The 23,560-nt window shown below is 75.6% G+C and carries 29 protein-coding genes; 20 read left to right on the top strand and 9 right to left on the bottom strand.

The annotated features are described in order from the left end of the window. Nucleotides 1-136: 136 nt before the first annotated feature. Nucleotides 137-616: an extracellular solute-binding protein gene (locus CFLA_RS17600; RefSeq protein ID WP_052302755.1), complete on the top strand. Its 480-nt coding sequence runs from the start codon at nucleotides 137-139 to the stop codon at nucleotides 614-616. Then, complete coding sequence (locus tag CFLA_RS17595) at nucleotides 613-1,356, top strand: glycerophosphodiester phosphodiesterase (RefSeq protein WP_013118696.1); 744 nt, start codon at nucleotides 613-615, stop codon at nucleotides 1,354-1,356. The genes CFLA_RS17600 and CFLA_RS17595 overlap by 4 nt, the downstream gene beginning before the upstream one ends. A 59-nt stretch (nucleotides 1,357-1,415) precedes the next feature. Here CFLA_RS17595 and CFLA_RS20215 read toward each other — a convergent pair whose 3' ends face one another. The 3 genes from CFLA_RS20215 to CFLA_RS17585 form a co-directional block, all read right to left on the bottom strand. Continuing rightward, entirely contained in the window at nucleotides 1,416-2,816 is a 1,401-nt protein-coding gene (locus tag CFLA_RS20215; RefSeq protein WP_222836766.1) for a glucuronyl esterase domain-containing protein, read from the bottom strand. Nucleotides 2,817-2,822: 6 nt separating this feature from the next. Beyond that, nucleotides 2,823-3,137: a hypothetical protein gene (locus tag CFLA_RS20210; RefSeq protein WP_148234417.1), complete on the bottom strand. Its 315-nt coding sequence runs from the start codon at nucleotides 3,135-3,137 to the stop codon at nucleotides 2,823-2,825. A 243-nt stretch (nucleotides 3,138-3,380) separates the two neighbouring features. Next, nucleotides 3,381-4,247, bottom strand: coding sequence for an oxygenase MpaB family protein (locus tag CFLA_RS17585; protein WP_013118695.1), 867 nt, complete (start codon nucleotides 4,245-4,247; stop codon nucleotides 3,381-3,383). A gap of 159 nt (nucleotides 4,248-4,406) precedes the next feature. Between CFLA_RS17585 and CFLA_RS17580 the strand changes: the two genes are divergently transcribed. Further along, nucleotides 4,407-4,874, top strand: a complete 468-nt coding sequence (locus CFLA_RS17580; RefSeq protein ID WP_013118694.1) for a GyrI-like domain-containing protein — start codon at nucleotides 4,407-4,409, stop codon at nucleotides 4,872-4,874. 63 nt (nucleotides 4,875-4,937) lie between these two features. Here CFLA_RS17580 and CFLA_RS17575 read toward each other — a convergent pair whose 3' ends face one another. Then, nucleotides 4,938-5,306: a VOC family protein gene (locus tag CFLA_RS17575; protein WP_013118693.1), complete on the bottom strand. Its 369-nt coding sequence runs from the start codon at nucleotides 5,304-5,306 to the stop codon at nucleotides 4,938-4,940. Between the two features lie 256 nt (nucleotides 5,307-5,562). Here CFLA_RS17575 and CFLA_RS17570 point away from each other — a divergent pair, with 256 nt between their 5' ends. Further along, nucleotides 5,563-5,748, top strand: coding sequence for a hypothetical protein (locus CFLA_RS17570; RefSeq protein WP_013118692.1), 186 nt, complete (start codon nucleotides 5,563-5,565; stop codon nucleotides 5,746-5,748). Nucleotides 5,749-5,797: 49 nt separating this feature from the next. Here the strand turns inward: CFLA_RS17570 and CFLA_RS17565 are convergent, their stop codons facing one another. After that, a complete protein-coding gene (locus CFLA_RS17565) occupies nucleotides 5,798-6,376 on the bottom strand; it encodes a DinB family protein (RefSeq protein ID WP_013118691.1) in 579 nt (192 codons plus the stop codon). Nucleotides 6,377-6,444: 68 nt separating this feature from the next. Between CFLA_RS17565 and CFLA_RS17560 the strand changes: the two genes are divergently transcribed. The 3 genes from CFLA_RS17560 to CFLA_RS17550 all read left to right on the top strand — a co-directional run bounded on the left by CFLA_RS17560 (nucleotide 6,445) and on the right by CFLA_RS17550 (nucleotide 10,135). Continuing rightward, nucleotides 6,445-7,242 (top strand): helix-turn-helix transcriptional regulator, encoded by a 798-nt coding sequence (locus CFLA_RS17560; protein WP_013118690.1) that lies wholly within the window; start codon nucleotides 6,445-6,447, stop codon nucleotides 7,240-7,242. Nucleotides 7,243-7,328: 86 nt separating this feature from the next. Continuing rightward, a complete protein-coding gene (locus CFLA_RS17555; protein ID WP_013118689.1) occupies nucleotides 7,329-8,216 on the top strand; it encodes an FAD-binding oxidoreductase in 888 nt (295 codons plus the stop codon). Between the two features lie 104 nt (nucleotides 8,217-8,320). Next, a complete protein-coding gene (locus CFLA_RS17550; RefSeq protein ID WP_013118688.1) occupies nucleotides 8,321-10,135 on the top strand; it encodes a DUF4153 domain-containing protein in 1,815 nt (604 codons plus the stop codon). A gap of 48 nt (nucleotides 10,136-10,183) precedes the next feature. Here CFLA_RS17550 and CFLA_RS17545 read toward each other — a convergent pair whose 3' ends face one another. Further along, nucleotides 10,184-11,083 carry a LysR family transcriptional regulator ArgP gene (locus tag CFLA_RS17545; protein ID WP_013118687.1) on the bottom strand — a complete coding sequence of 300 codons (900 nt, stop codon included), beginning with the start codon at nucleotides 11,081-11,083 and terminating at the stop codon, nucleotides 10,184-10,186. A 70-nt stretch (nucleotides 11,084-11,153) separates the two neighbouring features. On the opposite strand from CFLA_RS17545, the gene CFLA_RS17540 reads away from it, so the two are divergent. From CFLA_RS17540 to CFLA_RS19260, 8 genes are all read left to right on the top strand, one after another. After that, nucleotides 11,154-11,906, top strand: coding sequence for a LysE/ArgO family amino acid transporter (locus CFLA_RS17540; protein WP_013118686.1), 753 nt, complete (start codon nucleotides 11,154-11,156; stop codon nucleotides 11,904-11,906). 90 nt (nucleotides 11,907-11,996) lie between these two features. Continuing rightward, a complete protein-coding gene (locus CFLA_RS17535) occupies nucleotides 11,997-13,124 on the top strand; it encodes an FtsX-like permease family protein (RefSeq protein ID WP_013118685.1) in 1,128 nt (375 codons plus the stop codon). Further along, the gene (locus CFLA_RS17530; protein ID WP_013118684.1) at nucleotides 13,121-13,813 is read left to right on the top strand and encodes an ABC transporter ATP-binding protein; all 693 of its coding nucleotides are present in this window, start codon (nucleotides 13,121-13,123) and stop codon (nucleotides 13,811-13,813) included. Before CFLA_RS17535 ends, CFLA_RS17530 begins: the two co-directional genes overlap by 4 nt. Before the next feature lie 16 nt (nucleotides 13,814-13,829). Then, a complete protein-coding gene (locus CFLA_RS17525; RefSeq protein ID WP_013118683.1) occupies nucleotides 13,830-14,399 on the top strand; it encodes a TetR/AcrR family transcriptional regulator in 570 nt (189 codons plus the stop codon). A gap of 258 nt (nucleotides 14,400-14,657) precedes the next feature. Continuing rightward, nucleotides 14,658-15,581, top strand: coding sequence for an NADP-dependent oxidoreductase (locus CFLA_RS17520; protein WP_013118682.1), 924 nt, complete (start codon nucleotides 14,658-14,660; stop codon nucleotides 15,579-15,581). Between the two features lie 287 nt (nucleotides 15,582-15,868). Further along, nucleotides 15,869-16,357 (top strand): DUF2975 domain-containing protein, encoded by a 489-nt coding sequence (locus CFLA_RS17515; RefSeq protein WP_013118681.1) that lies wholly within the window; start codon nucleotides 15,869-15,871, stop codon nucleotides 16,355-16,357. Further along, entirely contained in the window at nucleotides 16,357-16,587 is a 231-nt protein-coding gene (locus CFLA_RS17510) for a helix-turn-helix domain-containing protein (protein ID WP_013118680.1), read from the top strand. Before CFLA_RS17515 ends, CFLA_RS17510 begins: the two co-directional genes overlap by 1 nt. A 48-nt stretch (nucleotides 16,588-16,635) precedes the next feature. Next, nucleotides 16,636-17,199, top strand: coding sequence for a class I SAM-dependent methyltransferase (locus CFLA_RS19260; RefSeq protein ID WP_013118679.1), 564 nt, complete (start codon nucleotides 16,636-16,638; stop codon nucleotides 17,197-17,199). Here the strand turns inward: CFLA_RS19260 and CFLA_RS17500 are convergent. The 3 genes from CFLA_RS17500 to CFLA_RS17490 all read right to left on the bottom strand — a co-directional run bounded on the left by CFLA_RS17500 (nucleotide 17,189) and on the right by CFLA_RS17490 (nucleotide 20,151). After that, the gene (locus CFLA_RS17500; RefSeq protein WP_013118678.1) at nucleotides 17,189-18,430 is read right to left on the bottom strand and encodes an alpha-amylase family protein; all 1,242 of its coding nucleotides are present in this window, start codon (nucleotides 18,428-18,430) and stop codon (nucleotides 17,189-17,191) included. The two genes, CFLA_RS19260 and CFLA_RS17500, sit on opposite strands and share 11 nt — an antisense overlap. A 105-nt stretch (nucleotides 18,431-18,535) precedes the next feature. Continuing rightward, nucleotides 18,536-19,672 (bottom strand): ATP-dependent 6-phosphofructokinase, encoded by a 1,137-nt coding sequence (locus tag CFLA_RS17495; protein ID WP_013118677.1) that lies wholly within the window; start codon nucleotides 19,670-19,672, stop codon nucleotides 18,536-18,538. 143 nt (nucleotides 19,673-19,815) lie between these two features. Then, nucleotides 19,816-20,151: a YnfA family protein gene (locus CFLA_RS17490; RefSeq protein ID WP_013118676.1), complete on the bottom strand. Its 336-nt coding sequence runs from the start codon at nucleotides 20,149-20,151 to the stop codon at nucleotides 19,816-19,818. A 40-nt stretch (nucleotides 20,152-20,191) separates the two neighbouring features. On the opposite strand from CFLA_RS17490, the gene CFLA_RS17485 reads away from it, so the two are divergent. From CFLA_RS17485 to CFLA_RS17465, 5 genes are all read left to right on the top strand, one after another. Beyond that, on the top strand, nucleotides 20,192-20,674 hold the full coding sequence (locus CFLA_RS17485; RefSeq protein ID WP_013118675.1) for a GNAT family N-acetyltransferase: 483 nt from the start codon (nucleotides 20,192-20,194) through the stop codon (nucleotides 20,672-20,674). A 168-nt stretch (nucleotides 20,675-20,842) separates the two neighbouring features. Further along, a complete protein-coding gene (locus tag CFLA_RS17480; protein WP_013118674.1) occupies nucleotides 20,843-21,490 on the top strand; it encodes an SRPBCC family protein in 648 nt (215 codons plus the stop codon). A 4-nt stretch (nucleotides 21,491-21,494) separates the two neighbouring features. Further along, nucleotides 21,495-21,887, top strand: a complete 393-nt coding sequence (locus CFLA_RS17475) for an ArsR/SmtB family transcription factor (protein WP_013118673.1) — start codon at nucleotides 21,495-21,497, stop codon at nucleotides 21,885-21,887. A gap of 80 nt (nucleotides 21,888-21,967) precedes the next feature. Next, nucleotides 21,968-22,909, top strand: a complete 942-nt coding sequence (locus CFLA_RS17470) for a DMT family transporter (protein WP_013118672.1) — start codon at nucleotides 21,968-21,970, stop codon at nucleotides 22,907-22,909. Continuing rightward, entirely contained in the window at nucleotides 22,906-23,553 is a 648-nt protein-coding gene (locus tag CFLA_RS17465; RefSeq protein ID WP_013118671.1) for a GntR family transcriptional regulator, read from the top strand. The genes CFLA_RS17470 and CFLA_RS17465 overlap by 4 nt, the downstream gene beginning before the upstream one ends. Nucleotides 23,554-23,560: the final 7 nt, after the last annotated feature.

Raw genomic sequence — 23,560 nt, 5'->3', positions numbered from 1 at the left:
CAGCCGGGGTGCGAACGGGGGTCCGATGCTCGGTGACCGGACCTCGACGCGGCCGTGACCTGCGTGAACACTCGCGGAACGGTCCGGCAACGGCGAGGCCCGTGACCGGTTCGTCCGGTGGCGGTCACCTAGTTTCGTGCCCGGGCCGGCCCCACCCTCGGGGTCGGCGACGGGCACGGCCCGTCGTGCAACGCGGCGCGCCCCCCACGCGCCCGACCGCCCGACCGGTGGCACGGGCCTGGCGATCCCGGCGTCGAAGAGCCCGGAGGAGCAGCTCGCCGCGGCGATGTTCCTGCAGTTCCTCACCGACACCGAGCAGACCGCGTACTTCTCGCAGAACACCGGCTACATGCCCGTGCGGACGTCGGCCGTCGAGTCCCCGGAGATGGCGGCGGTCTACGAGGCGACCCCGCAGTTCCGCACCGCGGTCGACCAGCTCGGTGCCAAGGCGCGCTCGCAGGACTGGATCCGGGTGTTCGTCCCGAGCGCCGACCAGGTGCTCACCGAGGGCATCGAGCAGATCGTCCTGCGCGGCGAGGACCCGGCCGCGGCGTGGCGTGCCATCACCCCGAAGCTCGAGGTCGCCTACCGTGAGAACGTGGAGCCGTACCTGTGACCAGGGTCGTCGCGCACCGGGGCAACTCGTCCGTCGCGCCGCAGAACACCCTCGCCGCGTTCGAGGCCGCCGCCCGTGCGGGCGCCGACTCGATCGAGCTCGACGTGCAGCTGACGTCCGACGGGCACGTCGTGGTCATCCACGACGACACGCTCGACGCGACGACGTCGGGGTCGGGTTGGGTGAAGGACACCACGCTGGCGGAGGTGCGCGAGCTCGACGCCGGTACGTGGCTCTCGCCCGCGTACGCCGGGCAGCGCGTGCCGGTGCTCGACGAGGTGATCGCGCTGCTGCTCCGCCACCCCGCCGTCGACCTGCTGTGCGAGGTCAAGGGTGAGTGGACACCCGAGGAGGCGGCACGGGTCACCGGTCCGCTGCGCGCGGCCGGCCTGGCGTCCCGGGTGGTCGTGCAGAGCTTCTGGCCGGGGACGGTCGAGGCGCTGCGTGCCGCCGACCCCGGGATGCGGCGGGGTCTGCTGCTCGCGGAGGCCGGCGACGACGTGCTCGACGCGTGCGCGTCGCTCGACGTCGTCATGGCGAACCCGCACGGGCTCGTCGTGTACCAGGACCCCGGGCTCGTGCGACGGCTGCAGGACGCGGGCCTGCGGGTCGCCGTGTGGACGCTGAACGAGCCGTCCCACTGGGCGCAGGCCGTCGACCTGGGCGTCGACGAGATCATCACGGACCGACCGGACCATCTCGCCGGTTGGCTGGCGGCCCGCGCATCGGCCGACGCGTGACAGGCCGGGGCTGGATCGACCTCTCAGGGTGAGAGGTCGATGCAGCCCCGGGTACGTGCTCAGGCGCAGGTGGTCCTCATGCCCTCCCCGCTGCCCGTGCCCTGGAACCCGAACTCGGTGCTCTGACCGGCGCCGACGGTGCCGTTCCAGGGGGCGTTGGTGAACCGCACCGTCCCGCTCGTCCCGCTGTTGACCGAGTTCCACGCGTTGGACACGCCCGCCCCGCCCGGCAGGGTGACCGTGGTCGTCCAGCCGCTGAGGCCCGACGACCCGGCGGTGACCTTGATCGTCGCGACGAACCCGCCGTTCCACTGGTTGAGCGACACCGTGGCCGTGCAGCCGCCCGGGTTCGGCGGCGGCGGCGGTGTCGCGGTGGGCGTCGGGGTGGCGCTGGGCGAGGGTGTCGGCGACGGGGTCGGCGTGATCGACGGCGTCGGCGACGGTGCCGGCGACGGTGCCGGCGACGCGGTGGGCGTCACGCTCGGCGTCGGGACGGGGCCGTCGACGAGCGTCGGCGTCGTCCAGTCGACCCACTGCGAGAGGTTCCCGGCGGCACGGCTCGAGATCCGCATCTGGCCGGGCGGTGTGCCGGACCCCAGCAGGAACGCCTGGATGCTCTGCCGCAGCGGTGCCCGCCACTCCGCACGGTTCGCGCAGTGCGTGCCGTCCGCGACGTCCGACCAGTAGGTGATGTTGCTGCCCGCCCCGAGCGCCTTGTAGACCTCGGCGCCGGCGAGCGCCGCGACGCTCGCCGAGCGCGGCCCGAGGTTCGCGATGTGCGGGTTGTCCATGACGAGCAGCCCGCGCGGCGCGATGAGCCCCACCATCTGGTGCATGTCGACCGGCAGCCCGTCGGGGTTGCCGGTGTAGCTGCCGAACGCGTCGCCGAACCACGGCTGCTCGCCGTACGCGCTGCTCAGCGACTGCGCACCCTCGCCGGGCACGCCGCGCAGGATGGGTAACCCTGCGGTGCCGGACTCGATCGGCATGGTCAGCGCGATGCGCTGGTCGAAGACGCCCGCGACGAACGCGCCCTTGCCGAATCGGGAGCACCCGGTGACGCCCGTCGCGTCGGCCGTGAGGATCGAGCCGCCCGACGCCTCGATGACGTCGATGATGCGGCTGACGCCCCAGGCCCACGCCATGAGCAGGCCGGTGGAGCTGTTCGACCCGTAGATGTCGTAGAACGCGCCCTGCTTGTTCGCGCGGCCCGTCCCCTCCTTGCCGACGACGTACGGGTCGAAGCTGATCACGGCCGCGCCCGCGTCGCGGATGGTCGCGGTGTCCGCGCCGAAGCCCCCGTAGACGACGACGGCGGGGTGCGGCCCCGGGCGGTTCGGCAGCGAGACGTTCGCCGAGAACGACGTCGAGCGGCCGTTGTGCGCGACGTTCACCGTGATCCGGGAGCTGGTGACACTCCCGGAGACGGAGGACGGCTTGCCCGGCTTCTCGCCGTACACGGTGCGCTACGCGAGCCGTCGGGTGAGCTCGCGCTGGCAGCGCCAGTCGGCCTTGGTGGTGATGCGGGTGCCGTCGGCCCGGCGGAACGGATCGGGCAGGCGGCTGTTCGACGTCGTCGCCGGCAGCGACGGGAACGTGCAGTCGGCACCGGCGTTCTCGACGGCCTCGACGAACGGGGCGGCCTGTGCGGGGGCTGCGCGGGGGACGTCGACGACGACGGCGGCGGCGAGCGCCAGCGACGTGAGGACGACCAGCGCGCGTCTGGACCGGGCGGGTCTGGACAGGGCGGGTCTGGAGGTCGTGCGGACCGGGGATCTCATCGCCGGGTCCCTCCCTTGCGTGGGTGTGGGGGCGCAGGTCCGCTCACAGGTCGACGACGGGTGAGCGGCACTGCTCCCAGGGTCGACGCCACTGTGCAAAGGTTTGCCATGCGGCGACAACGCCCTGAACCCTTTACGCGCGGGAGCAACGGCGTTGCCATCACGTACCGGCACCCCGCGGCCCGTGAAGCGTGCAGGGTCACCGTCGCCGGACGCCGGCAACCCTGCACGCTCCCGACGTCCTCAGCCCTCCGGCTGCCCCGCCAGCAGCCACCGGATCGTGCGCGTCGCGCCGTGGCCGGCGGCGCGCTGGACGGCACGGACCGCGCGGCCGCGGTGGCGCAGGCCGAGCTCGTCGGTGGCCCACACCGGCAGCGACTCGACGGCCGCGGCGGCGAGCGCGGTGTACCCGGCACGCAGCGTCCACGGCACGGGCGGCTCGTGCAGCAGGAACCGCGCGGCGTCGACGGCTGCCGGCGTCGCGCGCAGCACCGGGCGGTACCCCTCGATCGCGGCCGTCAGCCCCGCCACCGTCTCCGGGACGTCGACGGCGCCGAGCGCCCGGCCCACGCGCGCCGCCTGCGCCACGTACTCGTCCGCGCGTGCCGGGCTCAGCCGGTGCCCGCCGTAGCGCGTGTGTGCGACGAGGAAGCTCTCGATCTCCGTGACGTGCACCCACCGCAGCAGGTCCGGGTCGTCCGCCGCGTACGCGATGCCGTCGGGCGTCACGCCGCGCACGCGCGTGTGGATGTGCCGCACCGCGTCGACCGCCGCCTGCGCGTCGTCGGCCGTGCCGAACACCGTGGTCGCGAGGAACGTGCTCGTGCCGGCCAGCCGCCCCCACGGGTCCTCGCGGAAGTCCGAGTGGCTCGCGACGCCCGCCATCGCCGCCGGGTGCAGCGACTGCAGCAGCAGCGAGCGGAGTCCCCCGACGAACATCGACGCGTCCGCGTGCACCACGCGGATCGCGGCGTCGGGCGCGAACCAGCGCGGGCCGGGGCGCTCGTGGATGCGGGCGCGGCTGCGGTGCCCGTGCGGCCCGGCGACGCGCAGGAACAGCGCCTCGCCGGAGCGGGCGCGCCAGCGGCGGACGGGGTCGACGAGAGTCACGCCCCCACGGTGCGGGACGCGCGGCGACAACGCCACCGGGTGATGCGTCACACGCCGGTCGCGTCGATGCACCCGGACCGCGCCGCCCGATGAGTTCACGCCGCCCGCGGGGTCGGTAGCGTCGACGTCGACGACGGCGCCACGAGACAAGGGGACGACATGCACACCACCCGGACCGACGAGCCCACGCTCCGCCTCGCGGCGGTGCGCGCGACCGTCCCGATGTCCGACCTCGTCGGGTTCTTCGACACCGCGTACACGCGCGTCGCGCAGGCGGCGGCACGGGAGGGCTGGCCGATCGTCGGCCCTGCGGTCGCCCTGTACCGCGGCATGCCGACGGACACCGTCGACCTCACCGCCGGGTTCGCCGTGGACGCCGAGGTCGGCGCGTCGTCCGACGGTGTGGAGGTCGTCGAGGTGCCCGGCGGCCCGGCGCTGTCGCTCACGTACACGGGCCCCTACGACGGCCTCCCGGAGGCGTGGGGCCTCGTCGAGGAGGACCGCGCCGGGCTCGGGGCGGACGGTCGCGGCGAGTTCTGGGAGGAGTACGTCACCGAGCCGTCCCCGGGCGGTGACCCGCAGCAGAACGTCACGCGGCTCGTGCTGCCGCTGCGCGTCGAGGGCTGAGCCGACGGCCGGGGCGGGCGACCGTGACGTCCGCCCCGGCTCCTGCCCAGGACGCCTCAGCCGTCAGCCCTCGCCCCCGGTCCTCCCCTCGAACAGCCCGATCTCGTTGCCGTCGGGGTCGACGAACGACGCGTACCAGCTCGTCGCGTCGATGGGCGTCCTCGCCATGCGCACCTCGCCGCCCAGCTCGGTGACCTGCGCGAGCACGTCGTCGATCGAGTCGACCTCGACGTAGCTGCGCGGCGCCGTGAAGTCCTCGCTGCGCGGCGCGAGGCCCCCGCCGCTGACCCCGTTGGGGGCCCGCCACATCGGGTACCCCTCGAACCCGGGGTACTCCTGGATGTCCCAGCCGAACAGCCTCCCGTAGAACCGCGACGCCGCCTGCGTGTCGCCGACCGGGATGTCGATGTGCGTGATGTCGCCGTGCGCCATGACCGTGCCCCTTGCCTCTCGCACCGGCACCGGCGGGCGTTCGCCCGTCCGGTATGTCGCGTCCCACGCTAGGACCGCCCACCGACATCCCGCTGCCCGGCGACGATCGGCGGTCGACCACGGGGGGTGGAGGTCACGGTGGAGGGTTCTCATGCCGATATCACCTGCGAGAGCCGCCGGCGGTGTACGTTCGCACCCGCTCGGCACTCCTGGACGGTGTCGGCACCACGACGGACCGGGGGGGACGGAGGACACGATGGCCACGCTGCTACGTCTGCTCATGCCCGACGCCCGCCCGCTGCGCGACGAGCGCGACGCCCCCTCGCCCGTGCCCTGCGCCGCCCGCCCCGGTACGCCGTTCCGTCACGTCGACGGCCCGTGCCAGTGCTTCTTCGGTGGTCCCGCGCCGGAGTTCCCCCCGACGGCGGGCTCGCCCGCCTGACGGCCCGCCCGCCCGCCTGACGGCCCGCCCGCCCTGCGGGGGCCGCGGCCTACGGCTCGGGATGCGGCGGGTCCTCCCCGACGAGCCCGTCGACCGCCTCCCGGAACAGGTCCGCGTGCCCCAGGTGGCGCGCGTACTCGGCGTTGAGGTCCACCAGCACGCGCCGCCGGTTGGGGTGCCCGTCGGGCCACTGCATGCCGGCCGGCTCGTCGAGGCCACCGTCGGCGGTCACGCGCTCCCACACCTCGCGCGCCCGCTCGACGGCCTCGCGGTACCAGCCGTAGAGCTCGGCGGGGGAGTCGTCCTGCGCGGTGCGCCAGTCGTAGTCCGGCCAGTCCTCGGGCGTCGTGCCGTCGAACGGTGGTCCGTAGCCGCCCGCGCCCAGCCAGCGCGCGACGAAGTCGTACTCGACGAGCGTCATGTGCTTGACCAGCCCGGCGAGGGTCATGGCGGAGGGCGGGAACGCGCGGTGCAGCGCCTCGGCGTCGAGGCCGCCGACCTTCCACGCGAACGTCGCACGTGAGCGCTCGAGCATGAAGAGCGCCAGCTCGACCTCGCCCGCGTCCACGGCGGGCTCGGTGATCGTGATCGGGATCGGGGCCCCGGTACCCGTCGTGTCGTCGTCCATGGAGGCGACCGTAGGGTCGGTTCCGGACGTTCCGCGTCCGGATCGTCCGGGACGCCTGAGGGGGCACCATGACGGACCGCACCAGCCCGACCTCCCGCGCGCTGCTCGCCCTCGCCGAGCTGCAGGCTGCACCGGGTCTCACGGCCGCAGGCCTGGCCACGGCTCTCGGGGTGTCCGAGCGGGCCGCGCGCCGCTACGTCGCGGTCCTGCGCGCGGCCGGTGTCCCGGTGACGTCCGAGCGCGGACCGTACGGCGGGTACCGGCTCGGGCGCGGCGTGCGCATGCCGCCCCTGGTCTTCGGCGCCGACGAGGCCCTCGGTCTGGTCATGGCCGTGCTCGACGGCCACCACGACGTGCGCGACCGCACCGACCCTGTCGCCTCCGCGCTCGAGAAGCTGCTGCGGGCGCTGCCCGAGCGTGTCGCCGCGCAGGCGTCCGTCGTGCGGCGCTCGACGGCCGCCGCGCCCGACCGCGGCGCTGCCCGGCCCGACCCGGCCCTCACCGCCGCGCTCGTGCAGGCCTGCGCCGACCGCCGGCCCGTCCGCGTCCGGTACCGCTCCGAGCCGGGGCACGAGTGGGGCGCGGACGTGGACCCGTGGGCGGTCGTGGTGCGGCACGGGCGGTGGTACCTCGTGTGCCGGCGGCACGACGGCGACGTCGCCCGTCACCTGCCGGGCGGGCTGGGCACGCTCGCGCGCGTCGACGCCACCACCACGCGGCTGCGGGGGACGACGAGCAACCCCGCCTGGTACGCCGAGCAGCTCGCGGCGGTGCCGGTGCCGTTCCGGGTCGTCGGCGGGCCGAAGCTGCGCGCGTGCGTGCGGGAGGTGGCGGCGCGCCTGGCCGCGGCGGTCGCGGACGCCTGAGCCCGCCACCCGGCGGGACGTATCACGCAGTGCGTGCCGCTCTCCTCCCGGGCGACGCCGTCGGCGCGTCAGGAGAGGGGTGCCGCATGTTCCTGCCGTTGCCCACGGACGCCGTGACCCTCACCCACGCGCGCCCCGCACCCGGACCGGTGGACGCCGCGGCCCGGTGCTCCACCGTCCCGCCCGCGCTCGCGGCCCTGGCCGAGGAACTCGTCGAGACCGTCCCCGTGCGGCTCACCACGACCTCGACGGCGCCCGGGGCTGCCACGGGCGCCGCCCGGCGGCCGGTGCTCGTCGCGCGCCCCCGGACGTCGCACGAGGTCGCGCAGGTGGTCCGTGCGGCGCGCGCCCACGGTGTGCCCGTCGCGGTGCCGACGGACGAGCGCAGGGCCGGCGCCCCGCAGGACCCCGCCGCCGACACCCCGCAGTCCCCGGCGGTCGACACCCCGCGGGACCCCGCCGGCACGCCGAACGTCGATCCCCAGCCGGACGTCGACCTCCCCGCGGGCGCCGACCTCCCCGCGGACGCCGGCCTCCCCGCGGACGCCGACGTGCAGGGGCTCGACAGCGTCGTGCTCGTCTCGACGCAGGGCCTCACGGCCGTGACGGTCCTGCCGGTGCTGGCGCGCGCCCACGTCGGCGTCGGCGCACGGTGGCGGGACCTGCTCGCGGCGACCGCGCACTACGGCCTGGTGCCCCTCGCCGGGCTCCCCACCGGCGTCGAGCCCGTCGCGGCCGCGTCGGGCCGCGGCCGTCCCCGCGCCGCGCTCCCGCGCGTCCCCGAGGACGCCCGGGTGACGGACGTCCTGACGCCCCACGGCGTGCGGGCGGTGAGCGTCGTGACGGGGGCCGGCGCGCTGCGCCGCGTCGCGCCGACCGACCGGGACGTGCTCGCCGGGAGCGTGACCACGCGCGGTGCACGTGGCGTCGTCGTCGCGGTCGAGCTGGACCTCGTCGAGCGCCCGGCACCCTGACGGGCGACCCGTCCACCAACCCGTCACCGGACCTGCACGCACCCGGACGGAATGCGCACGCGGAACGTCGGACGGCAGGGCGCCCGCGACCCTAGCGTGACGCCATGGACGACCCCGGCGCGAACGCCCCCACGGAGCCCCAGGACGAGAACGGCCCCGAGCCCACCGGCGCGGGCGCGGCGAACGACGCGGACGGCTCGCCCGCCGCGGCCCCCGCGGCCGCGGAACCCGCGCCTCCTGCCGACGCGCCGACACCCGACGCGCCGACACCCGCTGCCCCGACACCTGCTGCGTCGGCACCTGCTGCGGCGGCGCCTGCTGCGTCGGCACCTGCTGCCCCGACACCCGACGCGCCGGCACAGGCTGCGCCGCCCGGGCCCGGCGTCCCCCCGCCGTTCGCGGGTCACCCCGCCGCTCCCCACCACGTCCCCCCGCACCGCCTCGCGCCCGTCCCGCCGCCGCTGCCGCCGACGCGGTTCACGCTCGCGCACGACGCGTTCTGGGCCGCACGCAAGGTCCCCGCACCGGCGTGGGTGCTCGCGACGAGCGCCGGCGTCGGTCTCCTGGGTGGCGCGCTGCTCGTGACGGACCTGCCCGGCCTGGGCCTGGCGCTCGTGGGGCTCGCGGTCTGGGGGGCCGCGGTGCCGGTGCTCGTCCGCCGCAAGGCGTGGCTCGAGCTCGTCACGGTGGCGCTCGCGGTCGCGCTCGTCGCGACGGCCGCGGTGCGTGACGCCGGCTGGGTGGTCGCGCTCTGCGTCGTGACCGCTCTGGTGGCCGGTGCGGTCGCGGTGACCTCCGCCAGCAGCGCGTGGGCCGTCATCCTCAGTCCGCTCACCGGTGCGGCCGGGGCGCTGCGGTCGCTGCCGTGGGTGCGCCACGGCCTCGGCGCGCTCGTCGGCGAGCGGCGCGGGCAGCTCGTCGTGGCGCTGCGCAGCCTGGCTGTCACGGTCGTCCTGCTCGCCGTCTTCGGCGCGCTGTTCGCGAGCGCCGACAGCGTCTTCGCGAGCTACATCCCGACGCTCGACCTGGGCACGCTGCCGGCGCGCCTCGTCGTCGGGGTGCTCGTCGCGCTCGTCGTCGCGACGCTCGCGCACCTGGCGATCGCGCCCCCGGGGTGGTCGGACCACCGCATGGGCGAGGGCCGGCCGGCCCGGCGCGGGGAGTGGCTGCTGCCCGTCGGGTCGCTCGCGCTGCTCGTGCTGGCGTTCGTGCTGGTGCAGGTGGGTGCGCTGGTCGACGGGCACCGGCACGTGCTGGAGACCCTGGGCCTGAGCCACGCCGAGTACGCCCGGCAGGGCTTCGCGCAGCTCGTGGTCGTCACGGCGCTCACGCTCGTCGTCGTCGGGGTCGCGGCACGACGCGCCCCGCGGGCGACCTCGACGGACCGGCTCGTCGCGCGCGTCGCGCTGGGTGTGCTGTGCGTCGGCACCCTGGGCGTCGTGGCCTCGGCGCTGCGGCGCATGGACCTCTACGTGGAGGCGTTCGGGCTGACGCGGCTGCGGCTGTTCGTGCTCGTGGTGGAGGTCGCGCTCGCGGTCGTGCTGCTGCTCGTCATGGCGGCGGGCGTGCGCTGGCGGGGCACGTGGCTGCCGGTCGCCGTGGTGCAGGTGCTCGCGGTGGCGGTGCTGGGACTGGCGGTCGCGGACCCGGACGCGCAGATCGCCCGGCACAACACGACCGTCGCGGCGCGCGAGGCGCTCGACGTCGACTACCTGCGCGGACTGTCCGCCGACGCGGTGCCGGTCCTCGACGCGCTGGACGAGCCGCTGCGCTCGTGCACGCTCCTGGGCCGGTCGGTCGATGAGCCGGACGAGATCGGCGAGTGGAACCTCGCGCGGGTGCGTGCGGCGCGCGTGCTGGCGGACGGGGTGGACGTGGACCCGGTGGACTGCTGGGACGTCGAGCTCTCGGGTCGCTGAGCGACGCGGGACACCGCGGGCACGCCGGCGCCGGAGGGGGCGCCGGCGTCAGCCCGCGGGGGGCAGCGCGTGCACCGCGGCGGTGCGCAGGGCGTCGGCGACGGCGTCGAGCGCGGCGGTGCGCAGCGACCACTGCTGCCAGTGCAGGGGCACGTCGACGACGTCGTCGGTGAGGCGGACCAACCGGCCCGCCGCCTCGTCGTCGGCGGCCTGCAGGCCCGGCAGCATGCCCCAGCCGAGGCCCAGGCGCACGGCCGTGGCGAAGTCGGCGGACGCGGGCACGAGGTGCCGCGGCGGTCGTGCGGGGTCGACGCGGCGGCGGCGCAGCCACCGGTCCTGCAGGTGGTCGTCGGCGTCGAACACCACGACGGGCGCGACGGCCAGCGCGCCCGGGCGCACGCCGTCGGTGCGCCACGCGTCGCCGAACCAGCGCGCGGCGAACGCGGGCGTGGCCAGCGGCCGGTACCGCATGACGCCCAGCGGCTCGACGGTGCAGCCCTGCACCGGGACGGCCTGCGACGTGACGGCGCCCATCACGGACCCGTCGCGCAGCAGGTCGGCCGAGCGGTCCTGGTCCTCGCGGACGAGCTGCAGGGCGATGCGGTCGGCCAGCGGCGCGAGCGCGGGCAGCACCCACGTGGTGAGGGAGTCGCCGTTGACGGCGAGCGTGACGCGCGGGACGCCCGCCTCGCCGGTGAGGTGACGGGTCGCGTCGGCGGTGAGGGCGTCGAGCTGGCGGGCGAGGCGCACGAGCGGCTCGCCCGCGGCGGTGGGGCGCACGGGGCGGTCGCGGCGCAGCAGCACGGCGCCGGCCGTCTGCTCGAGCGCCTTGATGCGCTGGCTGACGGCGGACGGCGTGACGTGCAGCGCGCGGGCGGCGGCGTCGAACGTGCCGAGGTCCGCCGCGGCGGCGAGCGCGCGGAGCTGGCCGAGGTCCCAGTCGGGCATGCAGCAACGCTAACGGTCCGTGCAGAACTGTCGCTGGGCTTGTGCCGCGTCGGCGCCTAGCGTCGACGGCATGTGGACCTCCGCGCTGGCCGGCCTCGGGCTCGGGCTGGGACTGATCGTCGCGATCGGCGCGCAGAACGCGCACGTGCTGCGGTACGGGCTGCGCCGCGAGCGCGTCGGGCTCGTCGTGGCGATCTGCGCCGTGTCGGACCTCGTGCTCATCGCCGCGGGCACGGCCGGCGTGGGCACCGTCATCGCGGCGAGCCGCGCGCTCACCGTCGTCATGACGCTCGCTGGCGCCGTGGTGCTGCTGGCGTACGGCGCGCTCGCGGCCCGCCGTGCCGTGCGGGGTGACGCCGCGCTCGTCGTCGACGGGCCGGAGGGCGACGGGACGGAGGGTGGCGGGTCGCGCGCGCCGGGTGGTGAGCCCGTCGCCGTCGTCGCGGGCACCGGGGTGCCCCTGCCCGCGCTCGCGTCCGGGGCGCCCGTCGTCGCCCCGCCGCGGACCGCCGCGCCCGTCGCCACGTCCGCCGCCGCCCTCGCCCTGACGACGCTCGCGCTCACCTGGCTCAACCCGCACGTCTACCTCGACACGGTCGTGCTGCTCGGCTCGGTGGCGGCGGGCCACGGCGACGCGCGCTGGTGGTTCGCGGCCGGTGCGGGCGTCGGGAGCGTGCTGTGGTTCACCGCGCTCGGGTACGGCGCGGCGCTGCTGCGCCCGGCGTTCGCGCGCCCCGGCGCGTGGCGGGTGCTCGACGCCGTCATCGCGCTCGTCATGGTCGCGATCGCGGGTGGTCTCGTCGTGGGTCTCGTCACATCCTGACCCCCCGGGGCTGTTTTGTCGACGCCGCGTCCGTAACATGTTGACGCGGCGTCAACAAGGCGCGTCAGTCCACCGAGAGGTCTCCCACCCGTGTTCCTCGCACTGCGCGAGCTCGCGTTCGCGCGCACCCGCTTCGGACTCATGGGCGCCGTCATCGCGCTCATCAGCGTCCTCATGGTCCTGCTGTCCGGCCTGTCGTCCGGCCTCGTCGTCGACGGCGTCTCGGGTCTGCTGCGCAGCCCGATCCAGGGCGTCGCCTTCGAGGACGGCACCAAGACCGACTCCGCGTTCACGCGCAGCGTCGTCACGACCGCCGACCGCGACGCGTGGGCCGACCGCGACGACGTCGCCGACGCCGAGCTGCTCGGCACCGCGATCGTCAACGCCAAGAACGACGACGGCACGCCCGTCGACCTCACGCTGTTCGGCGTCGAGCGCGGCGGGTTCGTCGAGCCCGCCACCGGCGAGGGCCGCGCGCTGGCCGGCGAGGGCGAGGTCGTCCTGTCGGTCTCCGCGCAGGACGAGGGCGTCCAGCTCGGTGACGTGCTCACCATCGACCGCGTCGGCACCGAGCTCGAGGTCGTCGGGTTCACGCAGGACCAGCGCACGTTCGGCCACGTCGACACCGGCTTCCTCGACCTGCGCACCTGGCAGGAGATCCACTCCGCGACGCCCCCCGGCCAGGAGGCCGACGCCGAGGCGTACGACTCCGCGAGCGTCGTCGCGCTGCGCGGCGTCGACGGCCTGCCCGACCTCGAGGCGGGCGGCGCCGCCACCGGCACCGACGCTCGCACCATCGAGGAGGCGTTCGACTCCTCGCCCGGCTACGAGGCCGAGATCATGACGATGGACCTCATCAAGGGCTTCCTCTACGCCATCTCGGCGCTGGTCGTCGGCGCGTTCTTCACGCTGTGGACCGTGCAGCGCACCCGTGAGCTCGCCGTCATGCGTGCCATGGGCGCCTCCACGCCGTTCCTGCTGCGTGACGGGTTCGCGCAGGCCGCGATCCTGCTCGTCGGGTCCATCGCGGTCGGCCTGGCCGTCGGCCTCGGGCTCGGCTCGCTGCTGCTCGGCACCGGCATGCCGTTCGAGCTGGAGACCGGCCCCATCGCGGTCGGCGGCGTCCTGCTCCTCGTCCTGGGCCTCGTCGGCGCGCTCGTCGCCACCGCCCGCATCGCCCGTGTCGACCCCGTGACCGCGCTCGGAGAGAACCGATGACCACCACCACCGCCACCGCGACCCGCACGGGTCTGGCCCTCAGCGACGTCGTCCTGACCTTCGGCGACGGCGACACGCAGGTCAACGCCCTCGACCACGTCGACCTCACGGTCGCCCCCGGCGAGATCGTCGCGATCGTCGGCCCGTCCGGCGCCGGCAAGTCCAGCCTGCTGGCGGTCGCCGGCGGCCTGACGCGCCCGACGTCCGGTTCGGTCGTCGTCGCCGGCCACGACCTCACGTCGCTGTCCGGCGGGGCGCTCGCGCGCTTCCGCCGCGAGAACCTGGGCTTCGTCTTCCAGTCCGGCAACCTCGTGCCTGCGCTCACCGCGATCGACCAGCTGCGCCTGGTCGAGAAGATCACGGGGCGCCGCGCCGCCACGCCGCCCGAGAGGCTGCTGGAGTCCGTCGGCATGGCCGAGCGCGCGAACCGGCGCCCCGGCAAGCTGTCGGGCGGAGAGCGGCAGCGCGTCGGCATCGCCCGCGCGCTCGTCGCGTCGCCGTCGGTGCTGCTGGTCGACGAGCCCACCGCGGCGCTCGACCGGCGCCGCAGCCACGAGATCGTCGAGCTGCTCGCGCGTGAGACCCACGAGTTCGGGGTGGCTACGGTGATGGTCACGCACGACCACGACGTGCTGGAGCACTGCGACCGCGTGCTCGAGATGGTCGACGGGCGCCTCGGCACCGTCTGACGGACGAGGAGGACGCGTGCCACGGATCACGGCGCGCTCGGTGCCCGAGCACCGCGAGGCGCAGCGGCGGGCGATCCTCGACGCGACCCGCGAGCTCATCGCGGCCGCACCCGACGTGGAGCCCACCTTCGCGGACGTCGCCGCGAGGGCGGGGCTCTCACGCCCGAGCATCTACCACTACTTCCCGTCCCGCGAGGAGCTCTTCCGGGCCGTCGTCGTCGAGGCGCTGCCCCGCTGGCGCGAGGCGATCACCACCGCGACGGCCGCGCACGACGACCCGGCCGACCGGGTCGTCGCGTACGCCGACGCCAACCTCACGCTCGTCGCGGAGGGGGAGCACGCGGTGATCACGGCGCTCGCGTCGCTCAGCCCGCGGGCGTTCGCCGACCCGTGGGTCGCGCAGATGCACGGCGAGCTCGTCGAGCCGCTGGTCGTCGCCCTGCGCGACGCGCAGGTGCCGGACCCGGAGGTCGTCGCCGAGCTCGTCAACGCCGTCGTCCACAAGGCGGGGGCGATGATCGAGGCCGGCACGGACGTCGCGCAGGTCCGCGCGGCGGTGCGCCCGCTCCTCGCCACCCTCACCTGACCCCGCCCGCCCCCCGCCGACCGGAACCTCACTCACCGAACGGCCCCCATTCCGTGAGCCAGGTTCCGGTCGGCGTGCGCATGCGCCGTCCACCGGAACGTGACTCACCGAACGGCCCCCCATTCCGTGAGCCAGGTTGCGGTCGGCGTGCGCATGCGCCGTCCACCGGAACGTGACTCACCGAACGGCCCCTCGGTCGGTGAGCCGGGTTCCGGTCGGCGTGGAATGTGGGGGCGGGGCGGGGCTGTTGCGGGTCGCATGCGTGCCATCACCTACGACCGCTACGGCGGCAGCGACGTCCTGCAGCTCACCGACCAGCCCGAGCCCACGGTCGCCCCGGACAGCGTGCTGGTCCGCGTCCGCGCGGCGGGCGTCAACCCCGTGGACTGGAAGCTCCGCGCCGGGTACCTCGACGGGCTGCTCGACGTGCAGTTCCCGGTCGTGCCGGGCTGGGACGTCGCGGGCGTCGTCGAGCGCGTCGGCCTCGACGTGCCCGAGCTGGCCGTCGGCGACGAGGTCTACGGGTACGCCCGCAAGGACTGGGTGCACGGCGGCACGTTCGCCGAGCTCGTCGCCGCACCCGTGCGGACCCTGGCCCGCAAGCCCGCGTCCCTGACGTTCGAGGAGGCCGCGGCCGTCCCGCTCGCGGGCCTGACGGCGTACCAGTCGATCGAGCGCGTCGGCGTCGCGGCGGGCGCGACCGTGCTGGTCCACGCGGCGGCCGGCGGGGTCGGGCAGTTCGCGGTGCAGATCCTGCGGGCGCGCGGGGCGCGGGTCGTCGGCACGGCGTCGGAGCGGAACCACGCGTACCTGCGCGGGCTGGGGGTCGAGCCCGTGACGTACGGCGACGGGCTCGTCGAGCGGGTGCGCGCGCTCGCACCGGACGGCGTGGACGTCGTCCTCGACTACGGCACCGACGACCTGGTGACGACGACCCGCGCGCTGCTCGCCGACGGCGGCACGGTCGCGTCGATCACGGACGTCGCCGCGCGTGACGAGCTCGGCGGGCACCACGTGTGGGTGCGGCCGAGCACCGCGGACCTCGACGCGCTGGCGCGGCTGATCGACGACGGAGCGGTGAAGGTCGACGTGGCGCGGGTGTTCGACCTCACCGAGACGGCCGCCGCCCACGACCTCGTGGCCGAGGGGCACGTGCGCGGCAAGGTCGTCGTCCGCGTCTGACCGCAGGCCGGCCGGCTGGCGTGCGCGGGCCCACCGCGTCGTCCGCCCCGTGACCCGCACGGTGGTGGTCACGGATGTGACCACCACCGTGCGAGGTGTCGGCACGACGTGACCACTTCCGCCCCTCCTCGGACAACCCCGCTGGGTGGTCAGAGGTGTGACCACTTCCAGGGTTGCGGGTCGAGGTGTGACCACACGCCGCGGGGGCCTTCCGTCGGCCTCGGGCTCCTTCTTGCCGCTACCATCGTTTATCGATAGGGTTCTCTTGTCTATCGAGAGGAACTCCCATGCGTGACCTCACCGTCCGTGCGCTGCGCGTCGTCATCGCGCTCGCGCTCGCCGGGACCCTGTTCGTCCAGGGGTTCATGACCCCGCTGCTGTGGCAGGACCTCGATGAGGCGCCGCCCGGCGTGCGGACGGCGCTCGTCGTGATCGTCGTGCTGGGGATCGTCACCCTCCAGGTGTGCGCCGTGTGCGTGTGGCGGCTGCTGACGATGGTGCGGCGCGAGGAGGTATTCACCCCGCAGGCGTTCCGCTGGGTCGACGTCATAGTCGGCGCGATCGCCGCCGCCTCGGTGCTGGTGCTCGCGCTCGGCGTCGTGCTCGCGCCGGGGGAGGCCGTCGCGCCCGGTGTCGTGCTGCTGGTCGGCGGTGCCGCGCTGGTCCTCGGCGGCGTCGCGCTCGTCGTGCTGCTGCTGCGGATGCTGCTCGCGCAGGCCGTCGACCGCGACCGCGAGGCCCGCCGCCTGCGCGACGAGCTCGACGAGGTGATCTGATGCCGATCGTCGTCGACGTCGACGTCATGCTCGCGCGACGCAAGATGTCGGTCGGCACCCTCGCCGAGCGCGTCGGCATCACCCCGGCCAACCTCGCCGTGCTGAAGAACGGCCGCGCCAAGGCGGTGCGGTTCACCACGCTGGACGCGCTGTGCGAGGTGCTCGAGTGCCAGCCGGGGGACCTGCTGCGTTGGGAGCCCGGCGGGCCCGAGGGCGTCGACGAGACGTAGGGCGGGTACCGGTACCCTCGCAGCCGACGACGACGGCAGGGGGCCGGGATGGTCGACTACACGGTGCCGGCTGCGTACCAGCGCAGCACCGGCAGGTTCTTCACCGTCCTGCAGTGGCGGGCCGCCCAGCGGGCGTCGCGGGACGCACCGCAGGGCGGGCGGGTGCTGGACGTCGGCAGCGGGCCGGGTGCGCTGGTCCGCACGCTCGCGCGACGGCGCCCCGACCTGCGCGTCGACGGCCTGGACGTCACGCCCCAGATGGTCGCGCACGCCCGCGGGGTCCTCGCCCGTGCCGGCCTGGCGGGCCGCACCGCCGTCACCGTCGGCGACGCGGCCGCGATGCCGTTCGCGGACGCGTCGTTCGACGTCGTCGTCTCCACGATGAGCTTCCACCACTGGTCCCCGCTGGCGACCGCTGTCCGCGAGGTGCTGCGCGTGCTGCGGCCCACGGGCACCGCCTACCTGTACGACGTCGGGGTCGCGCCGTTCGACGGCGTGCGGGCGGCTGTCGACGACGTGCCGGGGTGGACGTGCGAGCGGGTGCTCGTGCGGGGGCTCGCGCTCCCGTCGGTGCTCTACCGCGGGGTGCGGCTGCGGCGCGTCACGTCGTGAACAGCACCTGACCGTCGTCGTCCCGCACCACCGCCCGCGGCTCGTCGGTCACGTCGAGCTCGACGTGCAGCCGGTGGGCGCCGTCGGCGGACGTCGACGTGTAGCGGTAGCGGGTGTTCGTCAGCTCGTCGCTCGCGGTCCGGGCGGTGTGCAGCCACGGGTGGCGGCGGCGCAGCGCGACGAGGTCCTGGTGCGTGCGCAGCATCCACCGCTCGTCGTCACCGAGGTCGTCGGGCGACGCCGGCAGCGACGGTCGGACCGCGTCGTCGCCGCCCTCGCGGTCCTCCTTGAGCCCCGTCCACGCCAGCTCGTCGCCGTAGTAGACGGACGGGACGCCGGCCACCGTCAGCAGGACCACGACCGCGAGCACGGCCGCGCGCGGCCCGACCCGTGTCGCGAGGCGCGTGACGTCGTGGTTGCCGACGAACGTCTGCGGCACGAACGTGTCGAGCAGCCTGCCGTGCCGGCCCAGCGCGTGGTCGAGCTCCCAGAAGTTCCGGTCGAGCAGGCTGCTCCAGACCGCCTTCCACAGCTCGTACTGCGTCACGGAGTCCATCGCGGACGCCGCCACGATCCCCGCGTAGTCGCCGTGGATGACCTCGCCGACGATCCACGCGTCGGGGTGGTGCTCGCGCACGCGCGGCAGCACACGCGCCCAGAACTCCGGCGGCACCGCGTACGCGGCGTCGAGGCGCCAGCCGTCGGCGCCGCGCGCCAGCCAGTGCGTCATGACGTCGACGACGTACGACTCGACCGCCGGGTCGGCGTGGTTCAGCGCGACGAGCGCGCGGTGCCCCTCGAAGTCGCCCGTGCGCGGGCCGTCGGGGTGCGCCCAGTCGACGTCGAGGAACGACGCGCGGGGGCCGTCGGGGCCCTCCGCCAGCACCTGCGCGACCAGCGGGTGCTGCGCGCCGACGTGGTTGAACACCCCGTCGAGGAGCACGCGCAGCCCGCGCTCGTGCGCGGCGGCGACGAACCGCTCGAGGTCGTCGCCGGTGCCCAGGCGCGGGTCCACGCGGAAGTGGTCCGTGGTGTCGTAGCCGTGGGTGGACGACGCGAACACCGGGCCGAGCAGCACGCCGTTGGCACCCAGCCGCACGACGTGGTCGAGCCACGGGACGAGCCGGTCGAGGCGGTGCGGCTCCGGGTCGGCGTCCGGGGTGCGGATCGGTGCGCCGACCGCCCCCAGCGGGTACACGTGCCACCAGATCGCGTGCTCGGTCCAGCCCATGCCACCTCCTGCGGACCGTCCGGGGCGTCCGCCACGACCCTAGCCGGGTGGTGCGTCACGGGCGCGGGAGGCCGGTCCGGGACGGACTGCGCGGCGCGCCCGTCGTCAGTCGCCCAGGCCCGTCCCCACCTGCCGGGCCGCCTGGATCCACGCGTGGTCCGGCGGCACGAGCTTGACCTTGCCCGCGACGTCGGACAGCGGCACCGGGACCGCGTCGTCGCCGCGCGCCGCCACCATGACGCCGTACTCGCCGCGCGAGACCAGGTCGGCGGCGGCCGCGCCGAGCCGCGTCGCGAGCAGCCGGTCCGCCGCGCACGGGGTCCCGCCGCGCTGCACGTACCCGAGGATCGTCACCCGCGTCTCCAGGCCCGTCGCGGCCTCGAGCTCGCGCGCCAGCTTGAAGGTGTGCTCGCGCTGCGCGTCCTCGACGTTGGCCAGGTGCTGCTTCGCCGCGCGCCGTGCCTCCGGCGTCTTCGCGGACTTCACGAGGAGCTGTGCGGCCTCGTAGTCGGCGGTGTCCTCGACGTCCCGTGCGCCCTCCGCCACCGCGACCACCGAGAACGACGACCCGTGCGCGGTCCGCCGGCGGATCGTCGCCGCGACCGACTCGATCGTGTACGGGACCTCGGGGATGAGGATGATGTCCGCGCCGCCGGCGATGCCCGCCGCGAGCGTCAGCCACCCCGCCCGGTGCCCCATGATCTCCGTGAGGATGATGCGGTGGTGGCTGTGCGCCGTGGAGTGCACGCGGTCGACCGCGTCGGTGGCGATCTCCGTGGCCGTCGCGAACCCGAACGTCGTGTCCGTCTCGGCGATGTCGTTGTCGATGGTCTTGGGCAGGTGCACGACGTTGAGGCCCGCGTCGACCAGGCGCATCGCGTTCTTCGCGGTCCCTCCGCCGCCCAGCATGATGAGCGCGTCGAGACCCAGCGCCCGGTAGTTCTCGGCGACCACCGGCACCATGTCCTGCGGCTCGCCACCGTCGACGGCGTACCGGTGCACCTTGTCGCGGCTCGTCCCCAGGATCGTGCCGCCGATGGTGAGGATCCCGGACAGCGCCTTGCCGTCGAGCTCGACGTACCGGTTCTCGACCAGGCCCGTGACGCCGTCCCGGAAGCCGAACAGCTCCATGCCGTAGTGCGCGATCGCCGTCTTGCCGAACCCGCGGATCGCGGCGTTGAGGCCAGGGCTGTCGCCGCCTGCCGTGAGGATCCCGACGCGCTTCGCCTTCGTCTGCGCCATGCCGCCTCCGTCGCGCCGGTGGCCGGGCGGGGGCCGGCCGTGTGCCGCAAGTGTCGTCGGCCATGGCGTGCGGCACAACGGTGCGTTCGTCCCATGTGTCGGCGACGGCCCAGGTCAGGTGGCCGGGCACCGCCCGGAGCGCGTCAGGACGGGCGCGGGGCGTACATGATGAGCGCGACGCCGACCAGGCACACGAGTGCCCCGGTCACGTCCCACCGGTCGGGCCGGAACCCGTCGACCACCATGCCCCACAGCAGCGACCCGGCCACGAACACGCCGCCGTACGCGGCGAGGATCCGGCCGAAGCTCGCGTCGGGCTGCAGCGTGGCCACCACGCCGTAGAGACCCAGCGCGATCGCGCCGGCGCCGACCCACACCCACCCGCGGTGCTCGCGCAGCCCCTGCCACACGAGCCACGCACCGCCGATCTCCAGCCCGGCGGCGGCCACGAACAGCAGGATCGAGCGCAGCGCGGTCATGGGGTCCTCTCGTCGGGGTGCGGGCCGTACCGTGGCGGTCATGGCGGTGCTGCGGCCCCTGGGCGTCGGCGACCTCGACGTGCTCCTGGTCGTGCAGCGCGAGGGCGGCGAGGTCGGGCTCGGGCACATCTTCCCCCAGGACGCGCACCCGTTCCCGACCGCACGCGTGCGCGACCGATGGGAGGCGGAGCTCGCCGACCCCGGGGTGGACTGCTTCGCGGTCGTGCGCGACGGGGAGCTGTCGGGGTTCGCGGCGACGCGCGGCGACGAGCTGCTGCACTTCGGCACCGCCGTCCGCACGTGGGGCAGCGGGCTGGCCGGGCTCGCGCACGACGAGCTGCTGGACCACCTGCGCGCGCAGGGGCACCGCACGGCGTGGCTGCGGGTCTTCGAGCAGAACCTGCGGGCGATCCGGTTCTACGAGCGGCGCGGGTGGCGTGCGACGTCGACGACGACCCGCACGACGTTTCCCCCGCACCCGGTCCTGCGTCGCTACGAGCGCAGGCTCTCACCGCCGCCGTGACCACTGGTCGGCCGGTTCGGCGGCGGCCACCGGCGGGAGCAGCACGCGGCCGGCCCGCCGCGCGACGGCACGGGCGTCGAGGGGTAGCGTATAAGATAAGACTTATGCGATGCTGGCGACGAGCGACGCGCACGACGCGCAGCGCGGGACGAGCAGAGGGAGCACCCGATGGCAGGCATCGACGCACTCGAGCAGGTCGGGCTGGTCGCCCGTGAGCTGGACCGTGGCGAGCGCGACGGCACCCCGACCAAGATCGCGGTCGCGCGCCGCGTCTACCGGGCCGAGCCGGCCGACGTGTGGGACGCGCTCACCGACGCCGAGCGGATCCCGCGCTGGTTCGCGCCCGTCGAGGGTGACCTGCGGCTCGGCGGGCGGTACCAGGTGATCGGCAACGCCGGCGGCACGGTGGAGGAGTGCCGCGCGCCCGAGAGGTTCGCGCTCACCTGGGAGTTCGGCGGGCAGGTGAGCTGGGTCGACGTCGCCCTTGCACCCGTCGACGGCGGCACCGAGCTCACGCTGCGGCACGAGTCGCACGTCGACCCGCAGTTCTGGGAGCAGTTCGGGCCCGGGGCCGTCGGGGTCGGCTGGGACCTCGCGCTGTGGGGCCTGGCCGCGCACCTCGCGACGGGCGAGGCGATCGCCCAGGAGATCGGCGACACGTGGCACACGACGCCCGAGGGGCGCGCGTTCATCGAGCACGCCGCGACCGACTGGGCCCGCGCCGACGCCGCCGACGGCCGCGACGAGGCCGACGCCCGGGCGGCCGGCGCCCGGACGCGCGCGTTCTACACGGGCGAGCCGGCACCCGAGGTGTGAGCCCGTGCCCCACGTCGACACCGTCCTGGCCGCGCTCGCCGAGCCCGTGCGTCGACGGCTCGTCGAGCACCTCGGCCACGACGAGCGCGCCGCCGGCGAGCTCGTCGCCGCGGCGCGCGACGAGTTCGGCATCTCGCAGCCCGCGACGTCGCAGCACCTGCGCGTGCTGCGCGAGGCCGGCGTCGTCGTCGTGCGCGCCGACGGGCCGCGGCGGCTCTACCGCGTCGACCCGCGGGCGCTGGGTGTCGTCGAGGACTGGCTGAGCGCGTTCCTCGACCCGTTCGCGCAGCCGCTCGACGCCTTGGCCACCGAGCTGGTGCGCGGGCGTCGGGAGCGGCGGACCGGGGACGTGCGGCGTGCCGGGGGGACGGGGCCGGCGGCCGAGGAGTCGGCGTAGCCCACGGAGCACGGGCGGCGCGCCCGTCGCGCTCGCGGGCGACGGGCGCGCCACAGACCACGATTGTGTAACAATCCACCGTGCGCCCTCTGCTCGCCGTCCTCCTGGCGGCCGTCTGCTTCGGGACGACGGGAACCGCGCAGGCGCTCGGACCCGCCGCCGACCCGCTCGCGCTCGGGGCCGCGCGCATCGCCGTCGGCGGGATCGCGCTGGGAGTCGTCGCGGCCCTCGTCGCCCGGCGCCCCCGCCGGGCCGCCGACCCCGCGCCGGGCGGCCCCGCCCGGCGCCGCCTCGACCGCGGCACGCTCACCGCCCTTGCGCTCGGTGCGCTCGGTGTGCTCGCCTACCAGCCCGCCTTCTTCCTCGGGACCGCGCGCAACGGGGTCGCCGTGGGCACCGTCGTCGCGCTGGGGTCCGCGCCGGTGCTGACGGGGCTCGTGACGTGGACGACCGGCCGCGCGCGGCCGGATCGCACGTGGCTCGCCGCGACGGGCCTGGCGACGCTCGGCGTGGTCGTCCTCGGCCTGGCGCCCGGTGACACCCCGGTGCCTGCGGGGGACGGCGTCGACCTCCTCGGCGTGCTGGCCTCGGTGGGGGCGGGCGCGGCCTACGCGACGTACACGCTGGCCGGCGCGGCGCTCATCGACGCGGGGTGGGCGTCGACGACGAGCATGGGCGCGATGTTCGGGGTCGCGGGTGTGCTGAGCGTCGGGGTGCTGGCGGCCGTCGGCGGCGGCGGGCTCGCGACCCCCGCCGGGCTGCTCACCGTGCTCTGGTTGGGACTCGTGACGACGACGGCGGCGTACGTGCTCTTCGGGTACGGCCTGGCACGTCTGGGCGCACCCACGGTCGCGACGCTCACCCTGGCCGAGCCGCTCACGGCCACCGTGCTCGGCCTCGCGGTCCTGGGGGAGCGGCTCCCGGCCGTCGCGTGGGCCGGGCTCGCGGTGCTCGCAACCGGGCTCGTCGTCCTCGCGCTCGGCGCCCGCGCCACGCGCACCACCGTGGCGGCGGCCGCGTGACCGCGCACTCGACGGCCGCGGGCCCGACCGCCGCCCGCACCCTGGCGCGCACGCTGCGCGAGGCGGTCCTCGACGGCCGGCTCACCCCGGGGGAGCCGCTGCGCGAGGAGGCGCTCGCCGCGGCGCACGGCGTCTCGCGGCACACCGTCCGTGCGGCCCTGGCCGCGCTCGCGGCCGAGCGGCTGGTCGCCGTCCAGGAGTACCGCGGCGCGCGGGTCGCGCGTCTGACGGACGCCGAGGTGCGCTCCCTGCAGGACCTGCGTGCGGCGCTCGAGTGCGAGGCGGTGCGGATCCTCGGCGAGCGGCACCCTGCGGCGTGGCCCGCCGAGGTCGTCGCGCCCGTCGAGCAGGCGCTCGCGGCACTGACGGCGGCCGACCCGGGCGACTGGCCGGCGGTGCAGCGCGCGCACGCGGGGGTGCACCTCGCGCTCGTCGCGGCCGCCGGCTCACCGCGCCTGACGGACGCGTACGCGGCGCTCGGCGCCGAGGTCGCCCTGCTCCTGCTGCACGCGCGGACCCGGTACGACGTCCCGGCACTGGTCGACGAGCACACCGCGTACCTCGCGGACGTGCAGCGGCGCGGGCCCGTCGCCGTGCGCGCGCACCTCACGCACCTCGCCGACCTGCTCCACCCGCCGGCCTGACGGGCGG

The organism is Cellulomonas flavigena DSM 20109, from assembly GCF_000092865.1.
Taxonomy (GTDB): domain Bacteria; phylum Actinomycetota; class Actinomycetes; order Actinomycetales; family Cellulomonadaceae; genus Cellulomonas; species Cellulomonas flavigena.
This window is presented reverse-complemented; position numbering and strand designations above follow the sequence as displayed.

Excerpts from the sequence above, each read along its gene's own strand:
- CFLA_RS20210 (WP_148234417.1), bottom strand. The coding sequence starts at position 3,137 with ATGAGATCCCCGGTCCGCACGACCTCCAGACCCGCCCTGTCCAGACCC.
- CFLA_RS17580 (WP_013118694.1), top strand. The coding sequence starts at position 4,407 with ATGCACACCACCCGGACCGACGAGCCCACGCTCCGCCTCGCGGCGGTG.
- CFLA_RS17575 (WP_013118693.1), bottom strand. The coding sequence starts at position 5,306 with ATGGCGCACGGCGACATCACGCACATCGACATCCCGGTCGGCGACACG.
- CFLA_RS17570 (WP_013118692.1), top strand. The coding sequence starts at position 5,563 with ATGGCCACGCTGCTACGTCTGCTCATGCCCGACGCCCGCCCGCTGCGC.
- CFLA_RS17565 (WP_013118691.1), bottom strand. The coding sequence starts at position 6,376 with ATGGACGACGACACGACGGGTACCGGGGCCCCGATCCCGATCACGATC.
- CFLA_RS17560 (WP_013118690.1), top strand. The coding sequence starts at position 6,445 with ATGACGGACCGCACCAGCCCGACCTCCCGCGCGCTGCTCGCCCTCGCC.
- CFLA_RS17555 (WP_013118689.1), top strand. The coding sequence starts at position 7,329 with ATGTTCCTGCCGTTGCCCACGGACGCCGTGACCCTCACCCACGCGCGC.
- CFLA_RS17550 (WP_013118688.1), top strand. The coding sequence starts at position 8,321 with ATGGACGACCCCGGCGCGAACGCCCCCACGGAGCCCCAGGACGAGAAC.
- CFLA_RS17545 (WP_013118687.1), bottom strand. The coding sequence starts at position 11,083 with ATGCCCGACTGGGACCTCGGCCAGCTCCGCGCGCTCGCCGCCGCGGCG.
- CFLA_RS17540 (WP_013118686.1), top strand. The coding sequence starts at position 11,154 with ATGTGGACCTCCGCGCTGGCCGGCCTCGGGCTCGGGCTGGGACTGATC.
- CFLA_RS17530 (WP_013118684.1), top strand. The coding sequence starts at position 13,121 with ATGACCACCACCACCGCCACCGCGACCCGCACGGGTCTGGCCCTCAGC.
- CFLA_RS17520 (WP_013118682.1), top strand. The coding sequence starts at position 14,658 with ATGCGTGCCATCACCTACGACCGCTACGGCGGCAGCGACGTCCTGCAG.
- CFLA_RS17515 (WP_013118681.1), top strand. The coding sequence starts at position 15,869 with ATGCGTGACCTCACCGTCCGTGCGCTGCGCGTCGTCATCGCGCTCGCG.
- CFLA_RS17510 (WP_013118680.1), top strand. The coding sequence starts at position 16,357 with ATGCCGATCGTCGTCGACGTCGACGTCATGCTCGCGCGACGCAAGATG.
- CFLA_RS19260 (WP_013118679.1), top strand. The coding sequence starts at position 16,636 with ATGGTCGACTACACGGTGCCGGCTGCGTACCAGCGCAGCACCGGCAGG.
- CFLA_RS17500 (WP_013118678.1), bottom strand. The coding sequence starts at position 18,430 with ATGGGCTGGACCGAGCACGCGATCTGGTGGCACGTGTACCCGCTGGGG.
- CFLA_RS17495 (WP_013118677.1), bottom strand. The coding sequence starts at position 19,672 with ATGGCGCAGACGAAGGCGAAGCGCGTCGGGATCCTCACGGCAGGCGGC.
- CFLA_RS17490 (WP_013118676.1), bottom strand. The coding sequence starts at position 20,151 with ATGACCGCGCTGCGCTCGATCCTGCTGTTCGTGGCCGCCGCCGGGCTG.
- CFLA_RS17485 (WP_013118675.1), top strand. The coding sequence starts at position 20,192 with ATGGCGGTGCTGCGGCCCCTGGGCGTCGGCGACCTCGACGTGCTCCTG.
- CFLA_RS17480 (WP_013118674.1), top strand. The coding sequence starts at position 20,843 with ATGGCAGGCATCGACGCACTCGAGCAGGTCGGGCTGGTCGCCCGTGAG.